The organism is Ancylobacter pratisalsi, from assembly GCF_010669125.1.
Lineage (GTDB): Bacteria > Pseudomonadota > Alphaproteobacteria > Rhizobiales > Xanthobacteraceae > Ancylobacter > Ancylobacter pratisalsi.
In genome coordinates this window covers 1-22742 of sequence record NZ_CP048630.1, presented here as the reverse complement: position 1 = coordinate 22742, position 22742 = coordinate 1, and the positions used below count along the sequence as shown (strand labels likewise).

The following is a 22742-nucleotide window of genomic DNA, read 5'->3' as shown; positions in this document are numbered from 1 at the left end:
CCGGACGCCGGCGCCAAGCGGCCGGGGGTTATCGGCGTCACGCTGCGCGCGTAGAGGCGGCGGGCGCATCTTCGGAGTGCCGTATCTCCGTTCCGAGCACCTTCAGGCATTCGCGCATGAAGGCCGCCAGCGCCGTCCAGCCCTTGGCGGAGACCATGTTGCCGTCGACCATTGCGTCGGTTGGCGAGAGGTCGACATAGGTGCCGCCGGCGAGGCGCACTTCCGGCTCGCAGGCGCCCAGAGCCGACACCCGCTTGCCTGCCACCACGCCATCCACGGCGATGAGTATCTGCACGCCGTGGCAAATGGTGAAGATCGGTTTGCCGGTCTCGTGGAAGTGGCGGACCATCGCCTGGATACGTTTGTCGGTGCGGATGTATTCCGGACCGCGCCCGCCGGCGCAGTACACCGCGTCGTAGTCGTCCAGCCGGACTTCGGAGAACGTCTTGTTGATGACGAAGTCGTGGCCCGGCTTTTCGGTGTAGGTCTGCCCGCCCTCGAAATCGTGCAGCGAGGTCTTGATGATGTCGCCTGCGTTCTTGTCGGGGCAGATCACATGGACGGTGTGGCCGACGGCCTCCATCCCCTGTTGAAACACGAAGATCTCGTATTCCTCGGTGAACTCCCCAGTGAGCATCAGGATTTTCTTGCCCGGCATTGTCGTCTCCTCCTCGTGATTGCTTATCAGTGCTGGCTCGATCGCAACAAAAGCGCTCAGAACGGCGCATCCGGGAAGTGGTACTCGGCGGCATTCGCCTTGGTGATCAGCGGCGCGTCGAGCTTCAGCGAACCGCGGACCGGCGCATGGCCGGCGAAATGCGCGGCGGTCAGGTAAATGGCGGTCTTGATCATGGACGGCGGATAGGGCGTCTCGACCGGCGTCATCGCGTCACCCGCCATGACCTTCTCGATGATCTCCTTCATGCCGTTGCCGCCCAGCGCGAATTTGATCTCCTTGCGACCGGACTGCTTGATCGCTTCGAGCACGCCGAGCAGCATATCGTCGTCATTGGCCCACACCGCGTCAATCTGCGGGTACTTGGCGAGATAGTCCTGCATCAGCTTGAAGGCCTGGTCGCTGTTCCAGTTGGCGTACTGAATGTCGAGGATCTTCAGATCCGTGCCGGCAATGCCGTCCTTGAAGCCCTTGATGCGCTCATCGTCGATAACGGTCGGGATGCCGCGCAGCACGACCAGGTTGCCCTTGCCGCCCATCTTTTCGACGAGGAATTGCGCGGTGTTGTAGCCGACAGCGACATTGTCGCCGGCGACATAGAGGTCCTGGATCTTCGGGTCATTCAGGCCGCGATCCACCACGGTGATGAAGGTTCCCTTGTCCTTGATCGCCTTGACCGGCGTTGTGAGCTCCTCGGAGGAGTGCGGCAGGATGACCAGCGCATCCATTTTGCGCGTCGCTGACATATCCTCGATGGCGCTGACCTGAGCGCTCGCTGAGGGCGAGGTCTTCACGATCACCTCAAGTTCGGGAAATGCCTTGTTGATTTCCTTGGCAGCGGCATTGGCATGATAGACGACACCCGCGGTCCAGCCATGGTCGGCGGCGGGAATGGACACGGCGATCGTCTTTTTCTCGGCGGCGGAGGCGGGGCCAGCGGCGAGAAGCGCCGTTGTGACGCCAGCGGCCAGCACAATATTCCTGAGCATGCGTTTCCTCCATTGGTGCGGCAGTCTTGTTTGAATCCCGGCGTGTCGCGGCTGCCTCGCGCGCGTCGGCTTTCTGTTTCCGCTACCTCTTCGACATCCGCTGGATCAGCATGGCGATGATGATGATGACGCCCTGAACCGCGGCGACGAGGTACTCGGAGACGAAGTCGGAAAGGACCATCAGGTTGGCGATGAATTCGAGGATCACCGCGCCGGCCACCGTGCCCCAGATGCGCCCGCGCCCGCCGCGCAGCGCGGTGCCGCCGATGACGACGGCCGTGATCACCTGAAGCTCCCAGAGCAGGCCCGTGGTCGGCGTCGCCGCGCCGAGGCGGGGGACGTAGCAGATGGCGGCGATGGCCACGCAGACGCCCTGGATGACGAACGCCAGGGTTCGCACCCGCGTGACCGAGATGCCGGAATAGCGCGCCACGTCCTCATTGGCGCCTACCGCCACGCAGCGCCGTCCATAGCGCGTGCGGTAGAGCACATAAGCGCCCACCAGCGCCACCGCGAGCGACACCAGGATCGGGATCGGCACGCCCAGAACGTCGCCGAAATAGACCGGGCGATAGGCGTCGCGCAGGCTGCGGTCGATTGCCACCGTGCCGCCATCGGTCATGTAGGTGATGAACGCGCGGAAGATGCCCATGGTGCCGAGCGTGGCGATGAAGGGTTCGATGCGCCCGACCGTGACGATGGTGCCGTTCAGCAGGCCGCAGGCGATGCCGGTGACCAAGGCCACCGCCATGCCGAGCGGAATGGCCGCCGTGCCGACGCTCGGCGCCACCCAGTTCATGAACAGGATCATCACGCCGGTGATGAAGGCGGCCATGGAGCCGACCGACAGGTCGAGCCCGCCGGAGGAGATGACGAAGGTCGCGCCGATCGCGATGATGGCGATGAAGGCGCTGCGGGTGACGACATTGGCGATGTTGTTGGCCGACAGGAAGTCGGGATTGATGAGAAAGCCGATCAGCACCAGGGCGGCCAGCGCCAGGAAAGGCCCGGCATCACCCCAGCCGATGGACCAGTTCTGCTGGGTGCGCGGCGGCGCGGCGGCAACATCAGCCATGTGCGTTTTCCCTTGATGCTTCTTCGCTCGCCACGCTGCTGGTGGCGTAAAGTGCGACATTGCTCTCCGACATCGCATCGCCGGTGACTTCCCCGTTGATCCGGCCGGAGCGCATGACGAGGATGCGGTCGCACAGGCCGATCAGTTCCTGCATCTCCGAGGAGATGACGATGCAGGAGCGCCCCTCCCGCACGAGGGACTGGATGAAGACGTAGATTTGGCTCTTATTGGCGATGTCGATGCCGCGCGTCGGCTCGTCGATGACGATGACCGAGGGATCGTTCAGCATCATCTTGGCGAGCAGCAGCTTCTGCTGGTTGCCACCCGAGAGCTGGCCGGCCTTCGCGTCGAGGCTGCGCAGGCGGATGTCGTAGCTTGCCACCGCACGGTCGAGCAGTTGCGCCTCGCCGGCGACGTCGAGGCCGGCGAACGGATGCACCTTGTCCAGCGCGGCGAGGGTGAGGTTGGGCGCGAGGCGCTCGTCGAGCAGCAGCCCCTTGCCCTTGCGGTCCTCGGTCAGATAGCCGAAGCCGGCGGCAGAAGCCTGCGCGGGCGAGGCGAAGTGAACCGGCTTTCCGTGCAGGCGCACCGCGCCGAAGCTTGCCGCCCGCAGGCCGAGCAGCCCCTCGAACAGCTCCGTCCGGCCGGCGCCGATCATGCCGGCAAGGCCGAGGATCTCGCCCTTGCGCAGGGTGAGGGATACATCCTTCACAAAGCCGGGCACATGGGCATGCTCGATCTCGAGCGCCGGTTCGGTCAGTTCCCGCTCGAGGCGCGGGGGGTAGAGGCTGGAGAATTCCCGCCCGACCATCAGGCTTGCCATGCGCCGCGGCGTCAGGCCCTCGGCGTCATAGGTGCCGACCATGCGGCCGTCGCGCAGAACGGTCACGCGATCGGCCAGCCGCTCCACCTCGTCGAGCCGGTGGCTGATGTAGAGGATGGCGACGCCGCGCTGCTTCAGCTTGAGGATGATGTCGAGCAGCGGATCGACCTCGTCATGAGTCAGCACGGCCGTCGGTTCGTCGAAGATCACCACGCGGCGGGTGCCGAGCAGCGCCTTGGCGATCTGCACGAGCTGGCGGTTGGCGAGCGAAAGGTCGCGTACGAGTGCGCGAGGCGATGCCTTGCAGCCGATCTCGGCGAGCTGCGCGGCGGCGGCCTCCCGCATGGCGCGCTCATCCAGCCTGCCGAAGCGGGTGATCTCGCGCCCGATGAAGATGTTCTCGGTGACGGTCAGCGCCTCGGCAAGCAGGATTTCCTGATGCACCAGCGCGATGCCGGCCGCCTGCGCATCCGAGGGCGCGTGAAAGGCGATGGGCGCGCCGTCCATCCGCAGTTCGCCTTCGCTCGGGCGGAGATAACCGGAGAGCAGGCGCATCAGCGTCGACTTGCCCGCTCCATTCTCGCCGATGACCGCGTGGATCTCACCTGGCCTTATGTCGAGCGAGGCATCGGACAGCACCGTGACGCCGCCGAACTCCTTGCAGAGCCGTGCGGCGCGCAGCACGGGCGCCACCGTGCCGTCCGTTGCGGGGGAGGGGGCGAGCGCCGTCATCATGAATCGAAGGCCGGGAGAAGCCGGTCGCGCGAGCGCTCGATATGCGTGCGCATCGCCTGCCGGGCTAGATCGGGATCGTGCGCGGCGAAGGCGGCAAGGATCGCTTCATGTTCGTCGAGCGCCTCCTCGGTGACCCGCGAATGGAACATCAGGCGGAAGATGTGAAAATGGGTGTGCTGGTGCGCCAGCGTCTCGCGGATCAACTCGTTGCCCGCGATTTCCAGTATCTGGTCGTGGAACAGCGCGTCCTGCCGGGCGAATTGCGAATAACGCGCGCGCTCATCCGCCCCGCCGCTGCGTGACATGACGCCGGCGGCGGCGGTCAACTCCGCCAGCGCGGCCTCCGTCATCGTGACGGCGGCGCGGCCGGACATTTCCGGTTCCAGCAGCAGGCGCAGCTCGTAAAGCTCCTCGAAGCGGCGGCGGGTGATCTGCGGCGCCGCGCTGTAGCCGACGAGATGGGTCTTCACGACCAGCCCTTCGCCTTCCAGCCGTCCCAGCGCCTCGCGGATCGGGGTCTGCGACACGGCCAGCTCACGCACCAGAGTGTCGACGGTGATGCGCGCGCCGGGCGGGATATTCAGCGCCATGAGACGCGCGAAGATGGCCTCATAGACCTCCTCGGCGAGGCTCGCGGCGCGATGGATCGCCGGGGCCGGCTCGCCGGGATCCGGCAGGTGGAGGGAGGCGGCGAGAGGTTTCGGACTGCGCACGGTTTTGCCCCTTGACAATGATCGATTGCTAGCACGATCCTTGGCGACACTCAATACGATATCCTATACGATTTTGTATAGGGAGCGCTTCATCAGCTGATTTATTCAGCTATGCCAATTGGATAACCGCCGTGACATCCTTTTCCGCGATCCGGCTGCCGACCGAAATTCTCTTCGGCAAGGGGCAGCGCCGGGCCTTGCCCGCCGTCGCCCAGCGTCTCGGCCAGCGGGCGCTGATTTGCACGGACGAGCGCCTCGCCGCCTCGGACGACTTTGCTCAATTGGTGAGTGGCCTGCACGATGCCGGCCTGGCGGTGCTGGTGCACGACCGCGTCCTGCCGGATGTGCCACGCGACAGCGCGGCCGAGTGCGCGGAAGCGGTGCGGCCCTTCGTGCCGGATCTCGTCATCGGCGTTGGCGGGGGAAGCTGCCTCGACATGGCGAAATGCGCCGCGCTGCTGCTCACCCATGGCGGCCAGCTCCCGGACTATTATGGCGAGTACAAGGTGCCGGGGCCGGTGATGCCGATCATCGCCGTGCCGACCACGGCTGGCACCGGCTCGGAGGCGACGCCGGTCGCGGTGATCTCGGATCCCGACCGAACGCTGAAGGTCGGTATATCCAGCCCGCATCTCATTCCAAGGACGGCGATCTGTGATCCCGAACTCACTCTGTCCTGCCCGCCCGCGCTCACCGCCATCGCCGGCGCCGACGCGCTCACCCATGCGATCGAGGCGTTCACGGCAGGGCGGCGCCCTCCATCGCCCGAACTGGCGCAGAAGCATGTCTTCGTCGGGAAGAACGCGCTGACCGACCACTTCGCCCTGCTCGCCATCCGCCTCATAGGCCGCAGCCTGGAGCGTGCCTGGCGTGACGGAACCGACGAGGATGCGCGGGCTGATGTGATGATGGCGGCGCTGGCTGCCGGCTGCGCCTTCGGCACGGCAGGGACGGCGGCCGCGCATGCCATCCAGTATCCCGTGGGAGCACTGACCCACACCGCCCACGGCCTCGGTGTCGCGACGATGCTGCCCTATGTGATGCGCTTCAATCGCGATGCCGTGCTGGGTGAGATGGCCGAGATCGCGCTCGAACTGGGTCTTCCCGAGGCAGGCCGCTCGCGCACGGCGCTCGCCGATGCGGCGATCGGGGAGGTGGTTCGCCTCTTCGCCGCTATCGGCATTCCGCCGACGCTCGCCGCCCTCGGCCTGCGAGCCGACAAGCTCGCCTGGACCGGCGAGCAGGCACTCGGCATCGAGCGTCTCCTCAAGAACAACCCGCGTCCAGTCGGACCGGCCGAGATGACCTGCCTGCTCGACGCCGCCTATCGCGGCGATCTCGATGCGGCCGCCTCCGACCTTCTTCTTGCACAGGAAACCCGCCCATGAACGTCGCCGCGCTCTCTCCCGTTGCTTCCAGCGCCCAGCCTGCCATCGATCCGGCAGCCGGCGCGCGGGGCCTCTATATCGGCGGACAATGGGTGCGGCCGGTGGGACGCCCGTCCATTCCCGTTGTCGATCCCTCCACGGAAGCGCTGCTCGCCGAAGTGCCGGACGCCACGCTCGACGACGCCAGGGCCGCCATCGACGCCGCCGCCGCTGCGGCCGCCGGCTGGCGCGCGACCCCGCCGCGCCGTCGCTCGGAGATTCTGCGCCGCTGCTTCGAGTTGATGACCGCCCGCGCCGAGGATCTCGCTCGCCTGATCTCGCTGGAGAACGGCAAGGCGCTGCGCGACGCGCGGGGCGAGGTCGCCTATGCCGCCGAGTTCTTCCGCTGGAACGCCGAGGAGGCGGTACGGATCTCCGGCGACTTCGCGCTTTCGCCGGCGGGGGGCAACCATATCATCGTCGACTACGAGCCGATCGGCATCTGCGTGCTGATCACGCCGTGGAACTTCCCCGCCGCCATGGCGACCCGCAAGATCGCCCCGGCGCTGGCGGCGGGCTGCACCGTGGTGCTGAAGCCCGCGAGCGAGACGCCGCTTACGGCTTATGTGCTTGCCGCGCTCTATGAAGAGGCGGGCGTGCCGCCAGGCGTGGTCAACGTGCTCACCACCTCGACGCCCGGCCCGGTGACGGCCGCGATGCTGGCGGATTCGCGCGTGCGCAAGCTCTCCTTCACCGGGTCGACGCCGGTCGGCCGCACGCTGCTCGCCGAGGCGGCGAAGAACGTGATCAGCTGCTCGATGGAGCTGGGCGGCAATGCGCCGCTCATCGTCTTCGACGACGCCGACATCGAGGTGGCACTCGAAGGCGCCATGCTCGCCAAGATGCGCAATGCCGGCGAGGCCTGCACCGCCGCCAACCGCATCTATGTGCAGTCCGGTCTTTACGAGCGCTTCGCCGCCGAGCTGACCGTCTGCATGACCGCGCTCAAGGTCGGGCCGGGCGCGGAGACGACGACGGATTGCGGTCCCATGATCACCGCCAAGGCGGTCGACAAGATTGAGCGGCTGGTGGATGACGCGCTCGGGCGTGGCGCCAGATTGCGCTGCGGCGGCGAGCGGCCGACCGGCCGCGGCTTCTTCTACCCGCCGACTGTGCTGGCGGACGTGCCAACCGACGCCGCCATAGGCTGCGAGGAAATCTTCGGCCCTGTCGCCGCGCTCAGCCGCTTCGAGAGCGAAGACGAGGCGGTGGCCCTGGCCAACGCGTCCGAATACGGCCTCGCCGCCTATGTGTTCACCCGCGATCTGGCGCGGGGACTGCGCGTCTCGCGTCGTATCGACACCGGTATGGTCGGGCTCAATCGCGGCCTCGTCTCCGACCCGGCAGCGCCCTTCGGCGGCACCAAGCAGTCCGGCCTCGGCCGCGAGGGCGGCGCCCATGGCGTGCTGGAATTCCTGGAGGCAAAGTACATCGCCACCACGCTCTGACCGCGAGTCGCGTCGCCATGGCCGATCCGTTCCGTACCCGCGACCACGTGCCGGATTTCGATCGGCACGTGGCCGATTATGCGGCGCGCAGTGCGGCGACGCGCGCGCGAGTGCCGATGCTCCGCGACATCGCCTATGGCCTCTCGCCGGCGGAGAGGCTCGATCTGTTCTTCCCGCCCCCGTTTCTCGCGACCGGCGCGGTGCACATGTTCATCCATGGCGGCTACTGGCGCATGTTTGCCAAGGAGGATTTCTCCTTCGTCGCCGAGACGGTGACGCGGGCGGGCGCCATCGCGGTGATCGTCGATTATGCCCTTATGCCTTCGGTGCGAATGGAGACGGTCGTCGCCCAGGTCCGTCGTGCCCGCGACTGGATCGTGCAGCACATCGGCGCTCATGGCGGAGACCCGGCTCGCCTCACGATCAGCGGGCATTCGGCTGGCGCCCATCTCGGCGCGCTGCTGTTCGACGCGAGCCAGCCGGCGGGAAGCGTTTCCGGTGCCGTTCTGATCAGCGGCATCTACGATCTCGCGCCGTTGCAGAACTCGTTCCTGGCGGAGCTGATCGACCTCAGCGACGACGAGGTCCGCGATTTTAGCCCGCTAGGTCGGGACTATCCGGCCGGTCCGAATGTCCGGCTGCTGGTGGGGGAGCTGGAGACGGCGCCGTTTCACCAGCAGATGAGCGCCTTCCGCTCTCATCTGGCGGTGGCCGCCGGTGTCGGCACCTGTGAGCGCACGCTCCTCGGCGCGGATCATATGAGCATCGTGGCCGACCTCGGGACACCTGGCACCGAGGCGGCAAACCAGCTCGCGGATTGCCTCGCAGCGGGCCAGAGCATCGCCGCAGGTGAAGGGGAACAGGGCTGAGACCGAAGCGATCCGCGCATCCGAGCGGGGATAGGCGGAGGAGCGGCTTTTCCAGCTCGCCCCGCGGGATGGCGTCGAGCCTTTCACGCCGCAGACGACCTGCTCGGCGGTCGGCACTCCGATGTCGTCGGGTGTCATCGGCGTCACGGTGGTATCGAGGCTGCCAAGGGCATGGACCGCGCTGTCCTCCAGATCGACGATGCCGAACTCCGGCTCGAACAGATAGCTCATGAACATGCCGGCGGAGATGATCGCCCACTCGGTCTTGTTCTGTGAACGCAGCCGCTCACGCACGTCGAACTGCGCATCGGAGATGTCCTGCGGGCCACCACGGTCGATCGCTTCGAGATCGACTCCGAACTGCCAGGGGAAGTCGCGCGGATAGCCTGTACAGCCGATCACGGTGTCATAGCGCGAGAATACGGATGCCATGCGGCGGCTGGCGCGATGTCCGCCTGGGCCTCATCGGGCGTGGGCTTGATGCGGAACCAGGCGGCGTAGAGCGCGGGGAGGAACAGGAGGATCAGCACCGTGCCGACCGCCGTGCCGCCGATCAGCGTGTAGGCCATGGATCCCCAGAACACGGAGTGCGTGAGGGGAATGAAGGCGAGCACCGCCGCCAATGCGGTCAGGATCACCGGCCGCGTCCGCTGCACGGTCGCCTCGATAACGGCGTGATAGTCGTCGAGCCCCGCGGCCTGATTTTCCTTGATCTGCTCCGTCAGGATCAGGGTGTTGCGCATCAGAATGCCGGCCAGGCCGATCAACCCGAGAATGGCGTTGAAGCCGAAAGGCTGATTGAACACGAGCAGTGTCGGAACCACGCCAGCAAGGCCGAGTGGCGCCGTCAGCATCACCATGGTCATCGTCGAAAGGCTGCGGACCTGCAGGATGATGATGATGAGCATCGCAGCGATCATCACGGGGAAGATCTTGACCAGCGCGACATTGGCCTTGATGGATTCTTCGATATTCCCGGCCATTTCAATCCGGTAGCCGACCGGCAGCGAGGCGATCAGCGGCTGGAGCGCCTGCATCACCTGCTGCGACACCTCCGGCGGCTGCGTGGCTTCATTGACATCGGCACGGACGGTGATGACGGGCGTGCGGTCGCGACGCTTCAGGACAGGCTCCTCGAAGCGGATCTCGGAGCGCCCGATCTGGTCCAGCGGGACCTGACGCCCGTTTCGGCTCATCAGGGAGAAGTCGGCAAGCCGCCCCGGATCGAGCCGGTTGTCGCCGGCGCTGCGCGCTACCACAGGCACGTTGCGGATGTTCTCGCGAACCTCGGTGACGGTAATGCCGGTGAGCAGCAACTGCATCTGCTGGGCGGCCTCAGCTGGTGAGAGACCGATCAGGTTGAGCCGGTCCTGGTCGGGAACGAAGCGTACGACGGGAGAGCGGTTGCCCCAGTCGCGGTTGGCCTGCCGGACGTCGGGAACGCCGTTCATGATGGCGAGAGCCTTCTCGGAGATGCGATACAGCTCCTCCGGATCGGGCCCCATGATGCGGAACTCGACGGGGAACGGCGTATAGGGGCCGAAGACCAGCTGCGTGACCCGGCCGAGGGCCTCGGGAACGAGACCCTCGGCGATCGCCGCGCGGAGCTGGTGCTTCAGCGTCTCGCGCGCTTCGGCATCCGGCGTCAGCACGACGATCTTGGCGAAGGACGGATCGGGCAGTTCCGGCGCCATGGCGAAGAAGAAGCGCGGCGCACCCTGGCCGATATAGCTCGTGACGATCTTCGCTTCCGGGCGGTCCTTCAGCCAGCGCTCGACTTTCTCCACCGCCGCCGTCGTGGTCTCGATGCTGGTGCCTTCCGGCAAGCGGACTTCGACCAGGACTTCGGGGCGGTCCGATGTCGGAAAGAACTGCTGCTTGACCCCTCCCATGCCGACGACGGAGAGCGCCATGGCGACCCCAACCACTCCGCAGGTCATGAATTTGTGCCGTACGGCGAACTGGATCACAGCGCGCAGGCGCCGATAGCCCGGCGTGTTATAGATCGCGTGATGGCCGCCCTCGATGGGCTTGATTGCAGGCAGCAACTTCACGCCGAGATAGGGGGTGAAGACCACCGCGACGATCCACGAGACGATCAGCGCGAAGCCGACCACCCAGAAGATGTTTCCGGCATACTCTCCGGCGGCGGAGGCGGCGAAGCCGACCGGCATCAGGCCGATGATGGTCACCAGCGTGCCGGACAGCATCGGCGCCGCCGTATGGCTCCAGGCGTAGGCCGCGGCATTGATGCGGTCCATGCCCTCTTCCATCTTCACCACCATCACCTCGATGGCGATGATGGCGTCGTCGACGAGCAGGCCGAGCGCCAGGATCAACGCGCCCAGCGTGATGCGGTCGAAGAAGCGGCCGGTCTCCAGCATGATGAGGAAGACGACGGCAAGTGTCAGCGGTACCGCGAGCGCCACGACGATGCCGACGCGCCAGCCGAGGCTGACGAGGCTGACGAACAGGACGACCCCGAGCGCCATGGCGAATTTCATCATGAACTCGCCGACAGCCGCGTCGATATTGACCGCCTGGTCGCTGACTTTGGCGAACGTCATGCCGAGCGGCAGGCTGTCGGCGATCACGCTGGAGCGCGCGTCGAGCGCCTTGCCAAGCTCCAGCCCGTTCCATCCCTGCTGCATCACTGCCGCCAGCATGATGGCGGGCTCGCCCTCATGGCGGATGATGTAGGTCTCGGGATCCTGATAGCCGCGACGCACCTCGGCGACATCAGAGAGCTTGAGCGTCCGCCCGCCCGCCACGATCGGCGTGTCGGCGATCGCCTGAATGCTGTCATAGGCTCCATCGAAGCGGATGAAGACCTGCGGGCCGAGCGTGTCGATGGAACCGGCCGGGGTGACGGTGTTCTGCCGCTGGAGCGCGCCGGCGATATCCTGCGCGGAGACACCCAGCGTTGCGAGCTTGGCGTAGGAGAACTCCACGAAGATCTGTTCGGGACGTTCGCCGAGAATGTTGATCTTCTTCACGCCGGGCACATGCAGGAGGTCCTGCCGGATCACCTCCGCCTGCCGTGCCAGGTCGCGCATCGGCATGCCCTTCGCCTTCAGGGCGTACAGGGCGAAACTCACATCGGAGAACTCGTCATTGACGAAGGGGCCGAGCACGCCGGGCGGAAGATTGCGCGCTTCGTCACCGAGCTTCTTGCGCGTCTGGTAGAACTCCTCCTCGACGACCGAGGGAGGCGTATTGTCCTTGAGCGTGACGGTCAGAAAGGCAAAGCCGGGACGGGCGATGGTCTCGACCCGGTCATACCAGGTCAGTTCCTGAATGCGCTTCTCCAGCGGCTCGGCGACGAGGTCCTGCATCTCCTGGGCGGTGGCGCCCGGCCATGCCACCGTGACGGTCAGCGTCTTGATGGTGAAGGAGGGGTCTTCCGCCCGTCCGAGCTTGACGAAGGCGTAGATCCCCGCCGCCGCCAGAAGGACGATGAAGAAGAGGGTGACGGCCCGCTCGCGAACCGCGATGGCCGAGAGATTGAATCTCATCGGGCGTTCCCCTCGATCCGGGCCACCGTCCGGATGGGTTCGTTGTCTCTCAGAAGATGCGCGCCCAGCGCCACGACTTCCTGTCCAAGCTCGACGCCGGAAACGGTCGCCTCCTCGCCGCCAAGCCGTAAGATTTCAACGGGCGCGAAACGCACGGTCGACGAGGCCCGATCAACGACCCAGACGCCCGTGCGGAGGCCGTCATCCAGTAGGGCGCCGATCGGCACCTTCACCTGCGACCGCGTCTCGGTGCTGGTGAGCGTGAGTGTCACGGTGGAGCCGAGCGGCGCGGACGCCGCCGGGCCGTTCAGCACGTAACGCGCCTCATAGGTGCGTGTCTGTGCGTCGGCGGCATTGGAAATCTGCCGCAGGCGTGCCGTGCTGGGCTCGGTGGTGCTGCCGTAGACGCTGGCTTTGGCCGATGCCCCCAGCGCCGGGCGGATCGTTTCAGGTAGCGCCACGACGGCCTCGCGTGGCCCGGCTTGGGCGAGCTGAACCACAGTCTGGCCTGCCGCGACGACCTGTCCGGCTTCGCCCGGCGTGGCGACGACGGTGCCGTCCGCGCCTGCGGTCAAGGTGGAGTAGGTGGCCTCGTTCTCGGCGACGTCCGCTTCCGCCTCTGCCGCGTCGAGCTGCGCCTGCGCCGTGTCCAGCGCGGCCTTGGCCTGCTCATAACGCTGAGGCGTTGCGGCGAGCCCGCCCTTCACGAGGGAGGCGTAGCGCTTCTCGTCCGCGCTGGCTTGAACGAGGGAGGCACGCGCGGCGGCTACGGCGTTGCGCTTGGCTGTGAGGGCGAGACGCAGATCGGTATCGTCGATCCGCATCAAGGGCTGCCCCGCCTTGACCTGCTGACCGACATCGACGAGCCGTTCGACGATCTTGCCGGGCACCCGGAAGCCGAGATTGCTCTGCACCCGCGCCTCGATGAGGCCGGTAAAGGCACGTTCGACGCCGCCCACCGGAGCGGCGGTCGCCACGATCACGAGGGGGGCCTTCTGTCTGGGGTCGCTGACGGCAGCCGCCTTGTGGGGCAATGAGATGGCGACGTAAGCCGCGCCCGCCGCCCCCGCGATCAGGACGCCTCCCAGCATAAGAGCGGACTTCTTCTTCATGGCGTTGACCTTGGCGATTTAGATTGCGTTCGAGCTCTATACGAGATATAGATGACGTACGCAATCTAAATATGGAGGTCGGTCATGCGGGTCAGTCGCGTTCAGGCAGAGGAAAACCGGCAGGCGGTGATCAATGTGGCGAGCCGTCTCTTTCGCGAGCGGGGCTTCGATGGGATCGGCCTCAAGGACCTGATGGCCGGCGCGGGGATGACGCAGGGCGGCTTCTACAAGCAGTTCGAGTCCAAGGAGGATCTGGCGGCCCAGGCGTCGCGACGCGCGCTGACGAGCGCCGTGGAGAGGTGGTCCGCGGCGGCTGCATCCGATCCCGAGGACCCCTTGGCGGCTGTCATGCGCTTCTACCTCAGCGCCGGTCATTGCCGCGAAAAGACGGATGGCTGCCCGGTCGTCGCGCTCGGCTCAGATGCCGCGAGACAAGGCCCGAAGGTGAAGGCGGCGTTCGAGGCGGGCATCAAGGATCATGTTGAGATGATTGCGAGCTGGATCGGCGAGGAGGGCGAGCCTGATGGCAAGGCCATGGGAATGCTCTCGACAATGGTTGGCGCGGTATTGCTCGCCCGGGCGGTCAATGATCCGGAACTGTCGAGGCAATTCCTGGAGTCCGCAGCTGAAGCCGTGCTGGCGCAATCAGTCGATCGGCGTCCGAAGGCGTCAAGGTGACAACCAGAAAAGGCGGTCTTCAATGATTGCACGCCGACTGGAGCGGCTGCGTATTGCCTGCCGACGGTGGTTGGGCAATTTTCAACAGTTCGCAGAGGCGATGGAGGTCGATGAATTCGAGCCTCTGGAAAGGCGCGTCCGATCGCTGGAGGCCCAGATCGCCGAACTTCGCTCGAAGAAAAAATGACGACCCGTCCCCGGCTCCATGCGGAAAGCCGGATCGTGGACACGCGCGACGGGTGAGGCAAGCGTATGGGCCTCAACGGTCATCCGGCGGTCAGGCATCTCCGCGCAGCGGGTCGAATGGACGTCACGGCGCCGGGGGCGGGCTGGCCGCGCCGTGCGAACCCCGCTCTTCCACAGCGCGCGCCTGCCGTGCCAGATGGTCATGAATCTGCGCAACCACGGCCGCTCCTTCGCCCACCGCCGCGGCGACGCGCTTTGTGGAGCCCGCTCGAACGTCCCCGATGGCGAATACGCCGGACCTGCTGGTCTCCAGCGGAAGGTGCGGGCGAAGGGTATCGGCGTCACCGTCCCGCCCGGTCAGGATGAAGCCTCCGCGATCGACCGCGACGCTTGTTCCGAGCCATCCTGAATTTGGATCCGCCCCGATGAACAGGAAGAGGTACGGCGTGGGCAGCCGCAACATGTTCCCGGTATCGCGGTTACGGCAGGTCACCGCTTCCAGTCCGCTCGCGCGGTCACCTTCAAGGGACGCGACCTCGGTGCGGGTATGGATCTCGACATTCGGCAACGAAGCGATGCGATCGATGAGATAACGCGACATGGATGCCGCGAGGCCATCTCCACGAATGATGAGATGCAGCCGCTTGACCCGTGGCGCCAGGAAGGCGACGGCCTGTCCTGCCGAATTGCCGCCGCCGACCAGCGCCACTTCCTGACCGGCGCAGAGCTTGGCCTCGACCGGAGACGCCCAGTAGGCGACACCAGACCCCTCGAAATCCGACAGCTTCGCGACATCCGGGCGTCGATAGCGGGCACCCGTAGCGATCACGACCGTGCGGGCACGAATGGTCTCGTCATTGGACAGATGCAGGCGCAGGGGCTGACCGCCCGCCACATCAGCATCGAGGCGGGCGGCTTCCAATGGAATGGCCAGTTCGGCCCCGAACTTCTCCGCCTGATGATAGGCGCGCGCGGCCAGAGCCAGGCCCGATATCCCGGTGGGAAAGCCGAGATAGTTCTCGATCCGCGCCGACGCGCCGGCCTGTCCGCCCATCGCACGCTGATCCAGAACCAGCACAGAGAGGCCCTCCGATGCCGCATAGACAGCCGTCGCAAGGCCGGCGGGACCTGCGCCTACAATAGCCACGTCGAAAAGGGCATCGGGCCTGATTTCGGGCAACATGCCGAGGCTGGCGGCAACCTGGGCAATGGTCGGGCGCTTGAGAACCGCGCCGGTCGGACACACCAGCAGCGGCAGTTCATCGGGCAGGATGCCGAGCCGCTGGACGACCGCGCGGCCCTCCTCGTCGGCGTTGGAATCGAGCGCCGTGAAGGGATAGCCGTTCCGCGTCAGAAGGCCCTCGATCATGATCCGGTTGGCCTCGCCCGGCTGGCCGATCAACACGGAACCCGCCGTGTCGCCCTCCAGGAGCCCGACACGGCGCAGGATCAGCGCGCGCATCAGCAGCTCCCCGAGCTCCGCCGAGCCGATGGCGAGCGCCCGCAAATGGGCGGCATCGAGCGGGAACGCCGTGCAACCATCGGGGCCCACCGTGGCGGCGGCGTAGGAAGGGCGCCCGGCGAGTTGGCTGATCTCGCCCGTGAACTGACCGGCGGTCTGCACGACGATCGGCTTTTCATGCCCGAGGCCGTCACGTCGAACGACCGCGATCGAGCCTTCCACGATCAGCCATGTCGGCACACCGACGTCGCCGACATTGAACAGCGTTTGGCCAGCTTCGAACCGCGTCGCCTCGCCACTGGCAAAGCGCTTCATGGTCTCCACCTGTGCATCGCTGAGCACCGGGAACATCTGCGCACTGCGATTTTCGATGACGCTCATGGCACGTGCTCTGGTTTCTCTTCAAAGATGAAGCCCGCGGACGATCAGCCAGGCGGCGCGGTGCCGATCGGCGACTGGGTAGGGTCAGGCCGCTGCGCGCAATGTCCTCAGCGCGACAGAAGGTTCTGCTTGGCGAGGTCGATCACTTCGTCGCCGCGCCCGCTCATCACCGCGCGGATCATCCACAGGCCAAACCCCTTTGCCTGCTCGATACCGATGGTTGGCGGCATGGAAAGCTCCTGTTTCGCGGTGACGACGTCGAGCACGGCCGGTCCATCATGGCTGAGCACCTGGGCGACGGCGCCGGTCAGATCGCCGGGATCCTCGACCCGAACACCGAGAATGCCCATGGCTCGCGCCATGGCCGCGAAGTCGGGATTCTTCAGGTCGGTGCCGAGCCCCACGAAGCCGGCAGCCTTCATTTCGAGTGCAACGAAACCAAGGACACCATTGTTGAAGATCACCACCTTCACCGGCAGGTTCTCCTGCGTGAGGGTGATGAGGTCGCCCATCAGCATGGCGAAGCCGCCATCGCCCGAGAGCGAGATGACCTGGCGCGCGGGTTGGGCGGCCTGGATGCCGATCGCCTGCGGCATCGCGTTGGCCATCGAGCCATGCACCAGCGAGCCGACCAGCCGACGCTTGCCATTCATCGCCAGATAGCGCGCCGCCCAGATCGTCGGCGTGCCGACATCGAAGGTGAAAACCGCATCCTCCGCCGCGAGGTCGCTGACGACCTTGGCGAGATATTGCGGGTGGATCGGCTTCTGGCCCGGCGTTCCGACGGCCAGATCGTCCAGCCCCTTTCGCGAACGCGCATAGCGGGCAAGGCTGTCGTCGAGATGGCGACGGTCGGTCTTGGTGGTGAGGCGCGGTAGCACGGCCGAGATCGTCGCGCCGACATCGCCGACAACGCCGAGATCGAGCTTGCATCGCCGGCCAAGCTGGGCCGGCCGTATGTCGACCTGCGCGATCTTGATGCCGGTCGGAAGAAACTGCTTATAGGGAAAATCGGTGCCCAGCAGCACAAGCGTGTCGCAGGCATGCATCGCCTCATAGCCGGAGGCGAAGCCGATGAAACCCGTCATGCCGACATCATAGGGATTGTCGTATTCGACGTGCTCCTTGCCCCCGAGCGCATGCACGATGGGGCTCTTCAGTGCCTCGGCGAGCGCCATGAGCTCGCCATGCGCGCCGGCGCACCCCCGCCCGCAGAACAGCGTTACACGCTGTGCATCGTTCAGAAGATCGGCCAGCGCATCGATCTGCGAGAGGTTCGGCGTGACCACCGGAGTCGGAGGCAAAAGCCCGGCGGCCGGCGAAATTCCGCGATCGGGCGCCGCGCGTAGCGCCACATCGCCGGGAATGACGATGACCGCGACGCCGCGCTCGCCGACCGCCGCCCGGATCGCGTTTTCCAGCACATAGGGCATCTGCGAGGGTTCGGAGACCATTTCGCAATAGACGCTGCATTCGCGAAACAGGTTCTGCGGGTGAGTTTCCTGGAAATAGCCGCCGCCGATCTCGGGGGAAGGAATCTGCGCGGCGATCGCCAGCACCGGCGTGCGGCTGCGCTGGGCGTCAAAGAGGCCGTTGATCAGATGCAGATTGCCGGGTCCGCAGGAGCCGGCACATACCGCGAGCTTGCCCGTTATCTGAGATTCGCCGGCTGCGGCGAAGGCGGCCGCTTCCTCATGCCGGACATGCACCCATTTGATCGTGCTGTCCCGCAGCGCCTCGGTCATGCCGTTCAGGCTGTCACCGACGACGCCGTAGATGCGTTCGACACCCGCCCGCTCGAAGGTCTCGATCATCAGTTCAGCGATATTCCGTGACATGCGTTTGACTCCGTCGGCGGTGGTGAGTGTTGGCGACTTTAGGAATGAGCAGGCCGGGGAGCCGAGTGAACAGAAGGTTCAAGGTCGGCTTCGGGTGTTCATCGCGGCCAGAGCATAGCGCTCCCGAGTGAGCGGACCAGATCCACGAACGTGTCGGCCAACCATACGTTCGGATTGTCCGCCAGGCGTGTGACGGGCATTCCGGGGCTGGTCGGCCGGCATCGTCGGCGGCGCTATGCGCGGCGTCGGACCGATGCGCAACCACTTCGTGACGGGTCAGCGGTCGGCGGAAAACGCGGCGGTGCCGGACCGCGGTTCATGAACTCGATCAGCGGCGAGCTGCGGATGGCGTTCGGACCGCGCGGCGAGGGGTTCACCAGCTCAGGCAGGGGGTCGCCACGGGCGCGCACCAGAGTTTGAACTGCACCTCGTCGAGCAGGGCAAGCGTGATCGACAGGCCCGCCATGTCGAGCGAGGTGACGAAGGTGCCTGTCAGGGTGCGCGCCGGCACCACGCCATGGTTCTCGAAGAACCGATGCGCGATGCCCTGCGCGAGATAAAGCTCGATCGGCGGCGTGCCACCGAACCCGTTGACGATGAGAAGCGGCCGGGCCGTTCCGCCCTCGGCGACGTCGGACGGGAACTCGGCGAGAATGCGTTCGCCCAGAAGGCGGATGATCTCGTTGGCGCCGGCAAAGCGTGTCCGCTCAAGCCCCGGCTCGCCGTGGATGCCGACCCCGATTTCCATCTCGTCCGGCCCGAGAGAGAAGGTTTCGCGGGCATTTTCCGGCACGGTGGTTCCGCGCAGCGCCACACCCATTGAGCGGATGCGGCGATTGAGATCGTCGCCCAGCGTTTTCAGTGCCGCGAGGTTGCTGCCCTGTTCGGCGGCGGCGCCAAGGATTTTCTCCACCACCACGGTGCCGGCAATGCCACGTCGGCCACGGCTGCGCAGCGATGGACCGGTCGCGGCGTCGTCTTCGACGATGACGGTATCGATGGCGTGGCGGGAGGCGGCCATTTCGGCCGCCATCTCGAAGTTCATCACATCGCCATCATAGTTCTTCACTACGAGAAGGCAGCCGGCGCCGGTATCCGTCTCGTCCATCGCCGCCACGATCTGGTCGGGCGTGGGAGAGGTGAAGACATGCCCGGTGCAGGCGGCGTCCAGCATGCCCCGCCCGACAAAGCCGGAGTGCAGCGGCTCGTGCCCGGCCCCGCCGCCGGAGATCACCGCCACCTTGCCCGGCGCGAGATCGCGCCGGCGAATGAACGTGCGCCCAGCTCCGAACGTCACCAGCCCCTCATGCGCGCGCACGAGGCCCTCGAGGCTTTCGGCCACGAAGGCATCGGGTGCGTTCATGATCTTCTTCATCCGCGCGGGCTCCGGGCGGCGGGGCCGGCACGGCCGGGCGACGCGTTCAGCGTGTTCACGTCACTGCTCTCCGCTCACTAGAGAAGCCATTTTCTGCACCAGCTCGGTGATCGCGTCGTCGAACTGGCGGTTCTTCTTTTCGTCGCCGAAGTCGGGTGCCATCAGGGTCAGCGGACGCAGTTTCTCGCCTCCGCCGACATCCGGCAACCGGCCGGGATGCGCGGCCTGATAGGCCGCAAGAAAGCGCTCCTGCTCGGCCGGGCTGAAATGACAGACGCGGAAGATCGTGGGCAGGTGGCGGGCGGGCAGGGGGGTGTCATAAGTTGGGCTCGTCACCTGGGTGACGAAGCTGCGGTGCTTGCCCAATGCCGTCGCCAGCCGCTGGCGCGTGCCCGACGGACGGTTGTCGAGGATGCCGGCAAGAAGGGTCTTGTAGGCGATCACCGTCTCGTCACTGGAGTCCCGCGCCATCAGCTAGCTTTCCGTAAGGCCGGCGACAGCGGCGACTTCACGCAGCTGAGCCTGCACGGCGCCCAGCCGGCCGGGTGTCACCGAGACCTCGTGAAAGCCTGCCGCGACCAGCCGGGCGAGCCCTCGCGGTTGGCCGGCGATATCGCCGCAGACCGAGACCGGCTTGCCGAGCAAGCGGGCGGCGGCGCTGACCTGGTCCAGCAGTCGGAACAAGGCGACCTCCGAGCGCGCATTGAGATGGGCAACGGCCGGATTGTCCCGGGCCGCTGCCGACAGATACTGCATCAGGTCGTTGGTCCCCACCGAAAAGAACGACGCCTCGCCGAACAGGTCGAGCGTCAGCGCGGTGGATGGCACCTCGACCATGATGCCGAGCGGTGGGCGACGAACGGGGATGCCGAGCCGCGCGAGGCGTGTCTCCTCCTCTGCGAACAGCCGCTCCATCGCGGTCAGTTCATCGGGAAGCGTGACCATCGGCAGCAGCACGCTCACCGGCCCCAGCACACCGGCACGCAGCAGCGCGCGCGCCTGCACACGAGCGAGTTCGGGATGGGCGAGCAACAGCCGCACGCCCCGCTCGCCGAGCAGGGAGGCAGGTCCTCCTTCGGCGATTCCCGGCAGGGTCTTGTCGCCGCCGAGGTCGAGCATCCGGATCGCCACGGGGCGGCCGCCGAGGGAGGCGACGATGCGCCGGTAAACGGCGAAATGACGTTCTTCGTTCAATGCCTCCGCCGGCGAGAGGAACATGAACTCGGTACGCACGAGGCCGACACCATCCACCCGTTCGGGGTCGAACGCGTCCAGATCCGCCAATGTGTTGAGGTTCACGCAGAGCTTCACGCGCGCCCCGCCCCCGCTCGCCGGCGCCTGCCGCTCGGCCGGTGCCGGGCGCGCGGGAGCCGCCGGGGTGAGGCTGACCGCTTCCGGAGGATCGAGCTGAACAGCGCCGTTGTCGCCATCGACGAGGATGGTCTGCCCGTCCGTTGCCGCCAGCTCGCCAAGGCCGATCACCATCGGCACATTGCGGGCACGGGCCAGCAGGGCGACATGGCCAATCACGCTGCCGGCGTTCAGGGCAATGCCGCCGCCGGCCGACCAGTCATGCGCGAGAAAGACGCTCGGCGGCATGTCGGGACCGACATAGATCGACCCGGCAGGGAAGCCGGCGGAGGGGCGGCCGGCGAGCGCGTCGAGCACCCGCTGGCGCAGGTCCAGCAGGTCCGCTACCCGCGCGGCGAAGGCGTCGTCGTCGGAGCCGTCATTGGAGAACGCGTCGATATAGGCGGTCATGGCACCGGCCCAGGCGAGCGCGGCGCCCTCTCCCTGCGCGATGCGGTTCAGGGCGGGGACCAGGATCTCCTCGTCCAGCAGCATCTCGATCTGGAAGTCCAGCACGCCGGCGCTGCAGACGTCCGCCCGATCGGACAGTCCGCGAAGCTCCGCCACCGCCAGCGCCACCGCGGCCCTCAGCGCGGCGCGGGCATCGTCGGTGACCGGGTCGACCACGCGCGCGGCGGCGCTCTCCGCGCAATGGGCCGGTCCCACCGCCCGGCCCGGCGAGGCGGATGTGCCGTGATGGTGCTGCGGGCGCGCGTTAACCGGGCCAGCCATCGACCCTGCCCATCGTGCGGTCCTCGTCGAAATTGCGCCGCACCAGTTCGCTCAGCGCGGCGATCGCCTCCTCGGCGCGCACGCCTTCCGCGCGAATGTGCAGGCGCGCGCCGCGGCGGATCCGGGCGCCCATGATCTTGACGATGCTCTTGCCGTTCAGCCACTCGGCCGAACCATCCACCGCGACCTCGATGGAGCAGGGGAAGCTCTTGGCAAGGCGGGTAAATGTGACGGAGGGTCGGGCATGAAGGCCGATGCCATGGGTGACCTCGACCTCGGTCTGCCAGCTCTTGCCGGCGCGGTCGGGCGGGACACGGGCATTGCATTCGCTCATCAGGGCGACAGCTCCTCGGCGGTCGCCACCACCTTGGCGAGACTGGAGCCGCCGGAGGCTTCCGCCGCCGCGACAACGGCGCCTTCCACGAGCGGGGCATTGCACACGACGATCCGCCCCGCCCGCGCCGGGCCGAGCAGTTCGGCCGCCATTTCGCTGTTTGTCTCCGCACCGCCGAGATCGACGAAGATGGCGACGCCCGCCTCCGACCACGCGGTCTCGATGGCGGCCTGAATGCCCGCCACATGCGTACCGAGCCCGCCCTCGGCATTGCCGCCGGCCCAGGCCAGAGGCACGCCGTCGCCCACCATCTGGCGGACCATGTCGGCGGCGCCGCGCGCCACCAGAGGCGAATGCGACACGATCACGATGCCCACATTGGATTGGCGTTGCCCCGCAGAGCTGTTGCTCATGACGGGCGACGCTCCGCGAAGTAGCCGCATATGGTGGCGGCCAGCAGCGCGCAGCTTGACGCGCCGGGATCCTCATGGCCGACCGAACGTGCGCCGAGAAAGGCGGCGCGGCCTCGGCGGGCCTGCATTGCCTCGGTCGAACGCGCGGCGGAGAGGGCGCAGTCGGCGATGCGCTCCGGTGCCGATCGCTCCAGCATCGCCGCCTGGACGGGATAGAGCACGTCCAGCAAGGTCTTGTCGCCGGGCCCGGCCCGACCGCGCCGGGCCACCGCGGCGATGGCCTGTTCCAGCGTGGCGACGAAGGCGGCTGCATTGGCATCGGGTGCGAGCCCGCGCCCAAGCTCCATCAACAGCGTGCCATAGAGCGGGCCGGCCGCGCCGCCGATGCTCATCACCAGCACGAGGCCGATCCGCTCCAGTGCGGCGGGCAGCGGCAGCGCGGCGATGGTTTCACGCTCGGTGAACACGGCATTCAGACCGCGCCGCATATTGGTGCCGTGGTCACCGTCGCCAATGGCACTGTCGAGCAGGCCGAGATGCTCGCCATGGCGATCGATCTCGGCGCGGCAGAGCACGATGAGTGCCGAGATGTCCTCGGCGTCGAGCTGCAT

Annotated in this window: 19 protein-coding genes and 2 pseudogenes; 5 read left to right on the top strand and 16 right to left on the bottom strand. The window is 66.7% G+C overall.

The features are described from left to right. Nucleotides 1-37 precede the first annotated feature (37 nt). The 6 genes and pseudogenes from G3A50_RS00100 to G3A50_RS00080 all read right to left on the bottom strand — a co-directional run bounded on the left by G3A50_RS00100 (nt 38) and on the right by G3A50_RS00080 (nt 4945). Entirely contained in the window at nt 38-658 is a 621-nt protein-coding gene (locus G3A50_RS00100; RefSeq protein WP_163073227.1) for a DJ-1/PfpI family protein, read from the bottom strand. A gap of 56 nt (nt 659-714) precedes the next feature. Beyond that, the gene (locus G3A50_RS00095; RefSeq protein ID WP_163073226.1) at nt 715-1665 is read right to left on the bottom strand and encodes a substrate-binding domain-containing protein; all 951 of its coding nucleotides are present in this window, start codon (nt 1663-1665) and stop codon (nt 715-717) included. 82 nt (nt 1666-1747) lie between these two features. Beyond that, nucleotides 1748-2740 (bottom strand): ABC transporter permease, encoded by a 993-nt coding sequence (locus tag G3A50_RS00090; RefSeq protein WP_163073225.1) that lies wholly within the window; start codon nt 2738-2740, stop codon nt 1748-1750. Further along, nucleotides 2733-3440, bottom strand: a pseudogene (locus G3A50_RS22950) (ATP-binding cassette domain-containing protein); the annotation flags it as partial. The gene G3A50_RS00090 and the pseudogene G3A50_RS22950, both read right to left, overlap by 8 nt. Before the next feature lie 321 nt (nt 3441-3761). Beyond that, nucleotides 3762-4187: pseudogene (locus tag G3A50_RS22945) on the bottom strand (ATP-binding cassette domain-containing protein); the annotation flags it as partial. Nucleotides 4188-4294: 107 nt separating this feature from the next. Beyond that, on the bottom strand, nt 4295-4945 hold the full coding sequence (locus G3A50_RS00080; RefSeq protein ID WP_163077137.1) for a GntR family transcriptional regulator: 651 nt from the start codon (nt 4943-4945) through the stop codon (nt 4295-4297). Between the two features lie 197 nt (nt 4946-5142). Here G3A50_RS00080 and G3A50_RS00075 point away from each other — a divergent pair, with 197 nt between their 5' ends. Genes G3A50_RS00075 through G3A50_RS00065 form a run of 3 tightly spaced genes read left to right on the top strand, consistent with a single transcriptional unit; the run spans nt 5143 to nt 8755 of the window. Next, complete coding sequence (locus G3A50_RS00075) at nt 5143-6399, top strand: iron-containing alcohol dehydrogenase (protein ID WP_163073223.1); 1257 nt, start codon at nt 5143-5145, stop codon at nt 6397-6399. Next, nucleotides 6396-7886, top strand: a complete 1491-nt coding sequence (locus tag G3A50_RS00070) for an NAD-dependent succinate-semialdehyde dehydrogenase (RefSeq protein ID WP_163073222.1) — start codon at nt 6396-6398, stop codon at nt 7884-7886. Before G3A50_RS00075 ends, G3A50_RS00070 begins: the two co-directional genes overlap by 4 nt. 17 nt (nt 7887-7903) lie before the next feature. Further along, the gene (locus tag G3A50_RS00065) at nt 7904-8755 is read left to right on the top strand and encodes an alpha/beta hydrolase (RefSeq protein ID WP_163073221.1); all 852 of its coding nucleotides are present in this window, start codon (nt 7904-7906) and stop codon (nt 8753-8755) included. Nucleotides 8756-9153: 398 nt separating this feature from the next. Here the strand turns inward: G3A50_RS00065 and G3A50_RS00060 are convergent, their stop codons facing one another. After that, entirely contained in the window at nt 9154-12270 is a 3117-nt protein-coding gene (locus G3A50_RS00060; RefSeq protein ID WP_163073220.1) for an efflux RND transporter permease subunit, read from the bottom strand. Next, nucleotides 12267-13382 (bottom strand): efflux RND transporter periplasmic adaptor subunit, encoded by a 1116-nt coding sequence (locus G3A50_RS00055; protein WP_163073219.1) that lies wholly within the window; start codon nt 13380-13382, stop codon nt 12267-12269. The genes G3A50_RS00060 and G3A50_RS00055 overlap by 4 nt, the downstream gene beginning before the upstream one ends. Nucleotides 13383-13466: 84 nt before the next feature. On the opposite strand from G3A50_RS00055, the gene G3A50_RS00050 reads away from it, so the two are divergent. After that, nucleotides 13467-14060, top strand: a complete 594-nt coding sequence (locus G3A50_RS00050; protein WP_163073218.1) for a TetR/AcrR family transcriptional regulator — start codon at nt 13467-13469, stop codon at nt 14058-14060. A 22-nt stretch (nt 14061-14082) separates the two neighbouring features. Continuing rightward, the gene (locus G3A50_RS00045; protein WP_163073217.1) at nt 14083-14247 is read left to right on the top strand and encodes a hypothetical protein; all 165 of its coding nucleotides are present in this window, start codon (nt 14083-14085) and stop codon (nt 14245-14247) included. A gap of 123 nt (nt 14248-14370) precedes the next feature. On the opposite strand, the gene G3A50_RS00040 is transcribed toward G3A50_RS00045, so the two are convergent. The 8 genes from G3A50_RS00040 to dhaL form a co-directional block, all read right to left on the bottom strand. Continuing rightward, nucleotides 14371-16089, bottom strand: a complete 1719-nt coding sequence (locus G3A50_RS00040) for a cyclic nucleotide-binding domain-containing thioredoxin-disulfide reductase (protein ID WP_163073216.1) — start codon at nt 16087-16089, stop codon at nt 14371-14373. A 107-nt stretch (nt 16090-16196) separates the two neighbouring features. Then, nucleotides 16197-17927: a ubiquinone-dependent pyruvate dehydrogenase gene (gene poxB / locus G3A50_RS00035; RefSeq protein WP_163073215.1), complete on the bottom strand. Its 1731-nt coding sequence runs from the start codon at nt 17925-17927 to the stop codon at nt 16197-16199. A 373-nt stretch (nt 17928-18300) separates the two neighbouring features. Continuing rightward, entirely contained in the window at nt 18301-19302 is a 1002-nt protein-coding gene (locus G3A50_RS00030; RefSeq protein WP_163073214.1) for a dihydroxyacetone kinase subunit DhaK, read from the bottom strand. A gap of 60 nt (nt 19303-19362) precedes the next feature. Beyond that, complete coding sequence (locus G3A50_RS00025) at nt 19363-19773, bottom strand: hypothetical protein (RefSeq protein WP_163073213.1); 411 nt, start codon at nt 19771-19773, stop codon at nt 19363-19365. A 3-nt stretch (nt 19774-19776) separates the two neighbouring features. Further along, nucleotides 19777-21384, bottom strand: a complete 1608-nt coding sequence (locus G3A50_RS00020; protein WP_163073212.1) for a putative PEP-binding protein — start codon at nt 21382-21384, stop codon at nt 19777-19779. After that, the gene (locus G3A50_RS00015; RefSeq protein WP_163073211.1) at nt 21368-21718 is read right to left on the bottom strand and encodes an HPr family phosphocarrier protein; all 351 of its coding nucleotides are present in this window, start codon (nt 21716-21718) and stop codon (nt 21368-21370) included. Before G3A50_RS00015 ends, G3A50_RS00020 begins: the two co-directional genes overlap by 17 nt. After that, complete coding sequence (gene dhaM / locus G3A50_RS00010) at nt 21718-22131, bottom strand: dihydroxyacetone kinase phosphoryl donor subunit DhaM (RefSeq protein ID WP_163073210.1); 414 nt, start codon at nt 22129-22131, stop codon at nt 21718-21720. The genes G3A50_RS00015 and dhaM overlap by 1 nt, the downstream gene beginning before the upstream one ends. Continuing rightward, nucleotides 22128-22742: a dihydroxyacetone kinase subunit DhaL gene (dhaL, locus tag G3A50_RS00005; RefSeq protein WP_163073209.1), complete on the bottom strand. Its 615-nt coding sequence runs from the start codon at nt 22740-22742 to the stop codon at nt 22128-22130. The genes dhaM and dhaL overlap by 4 nt, the downstream gene beginning before the upstream one ends.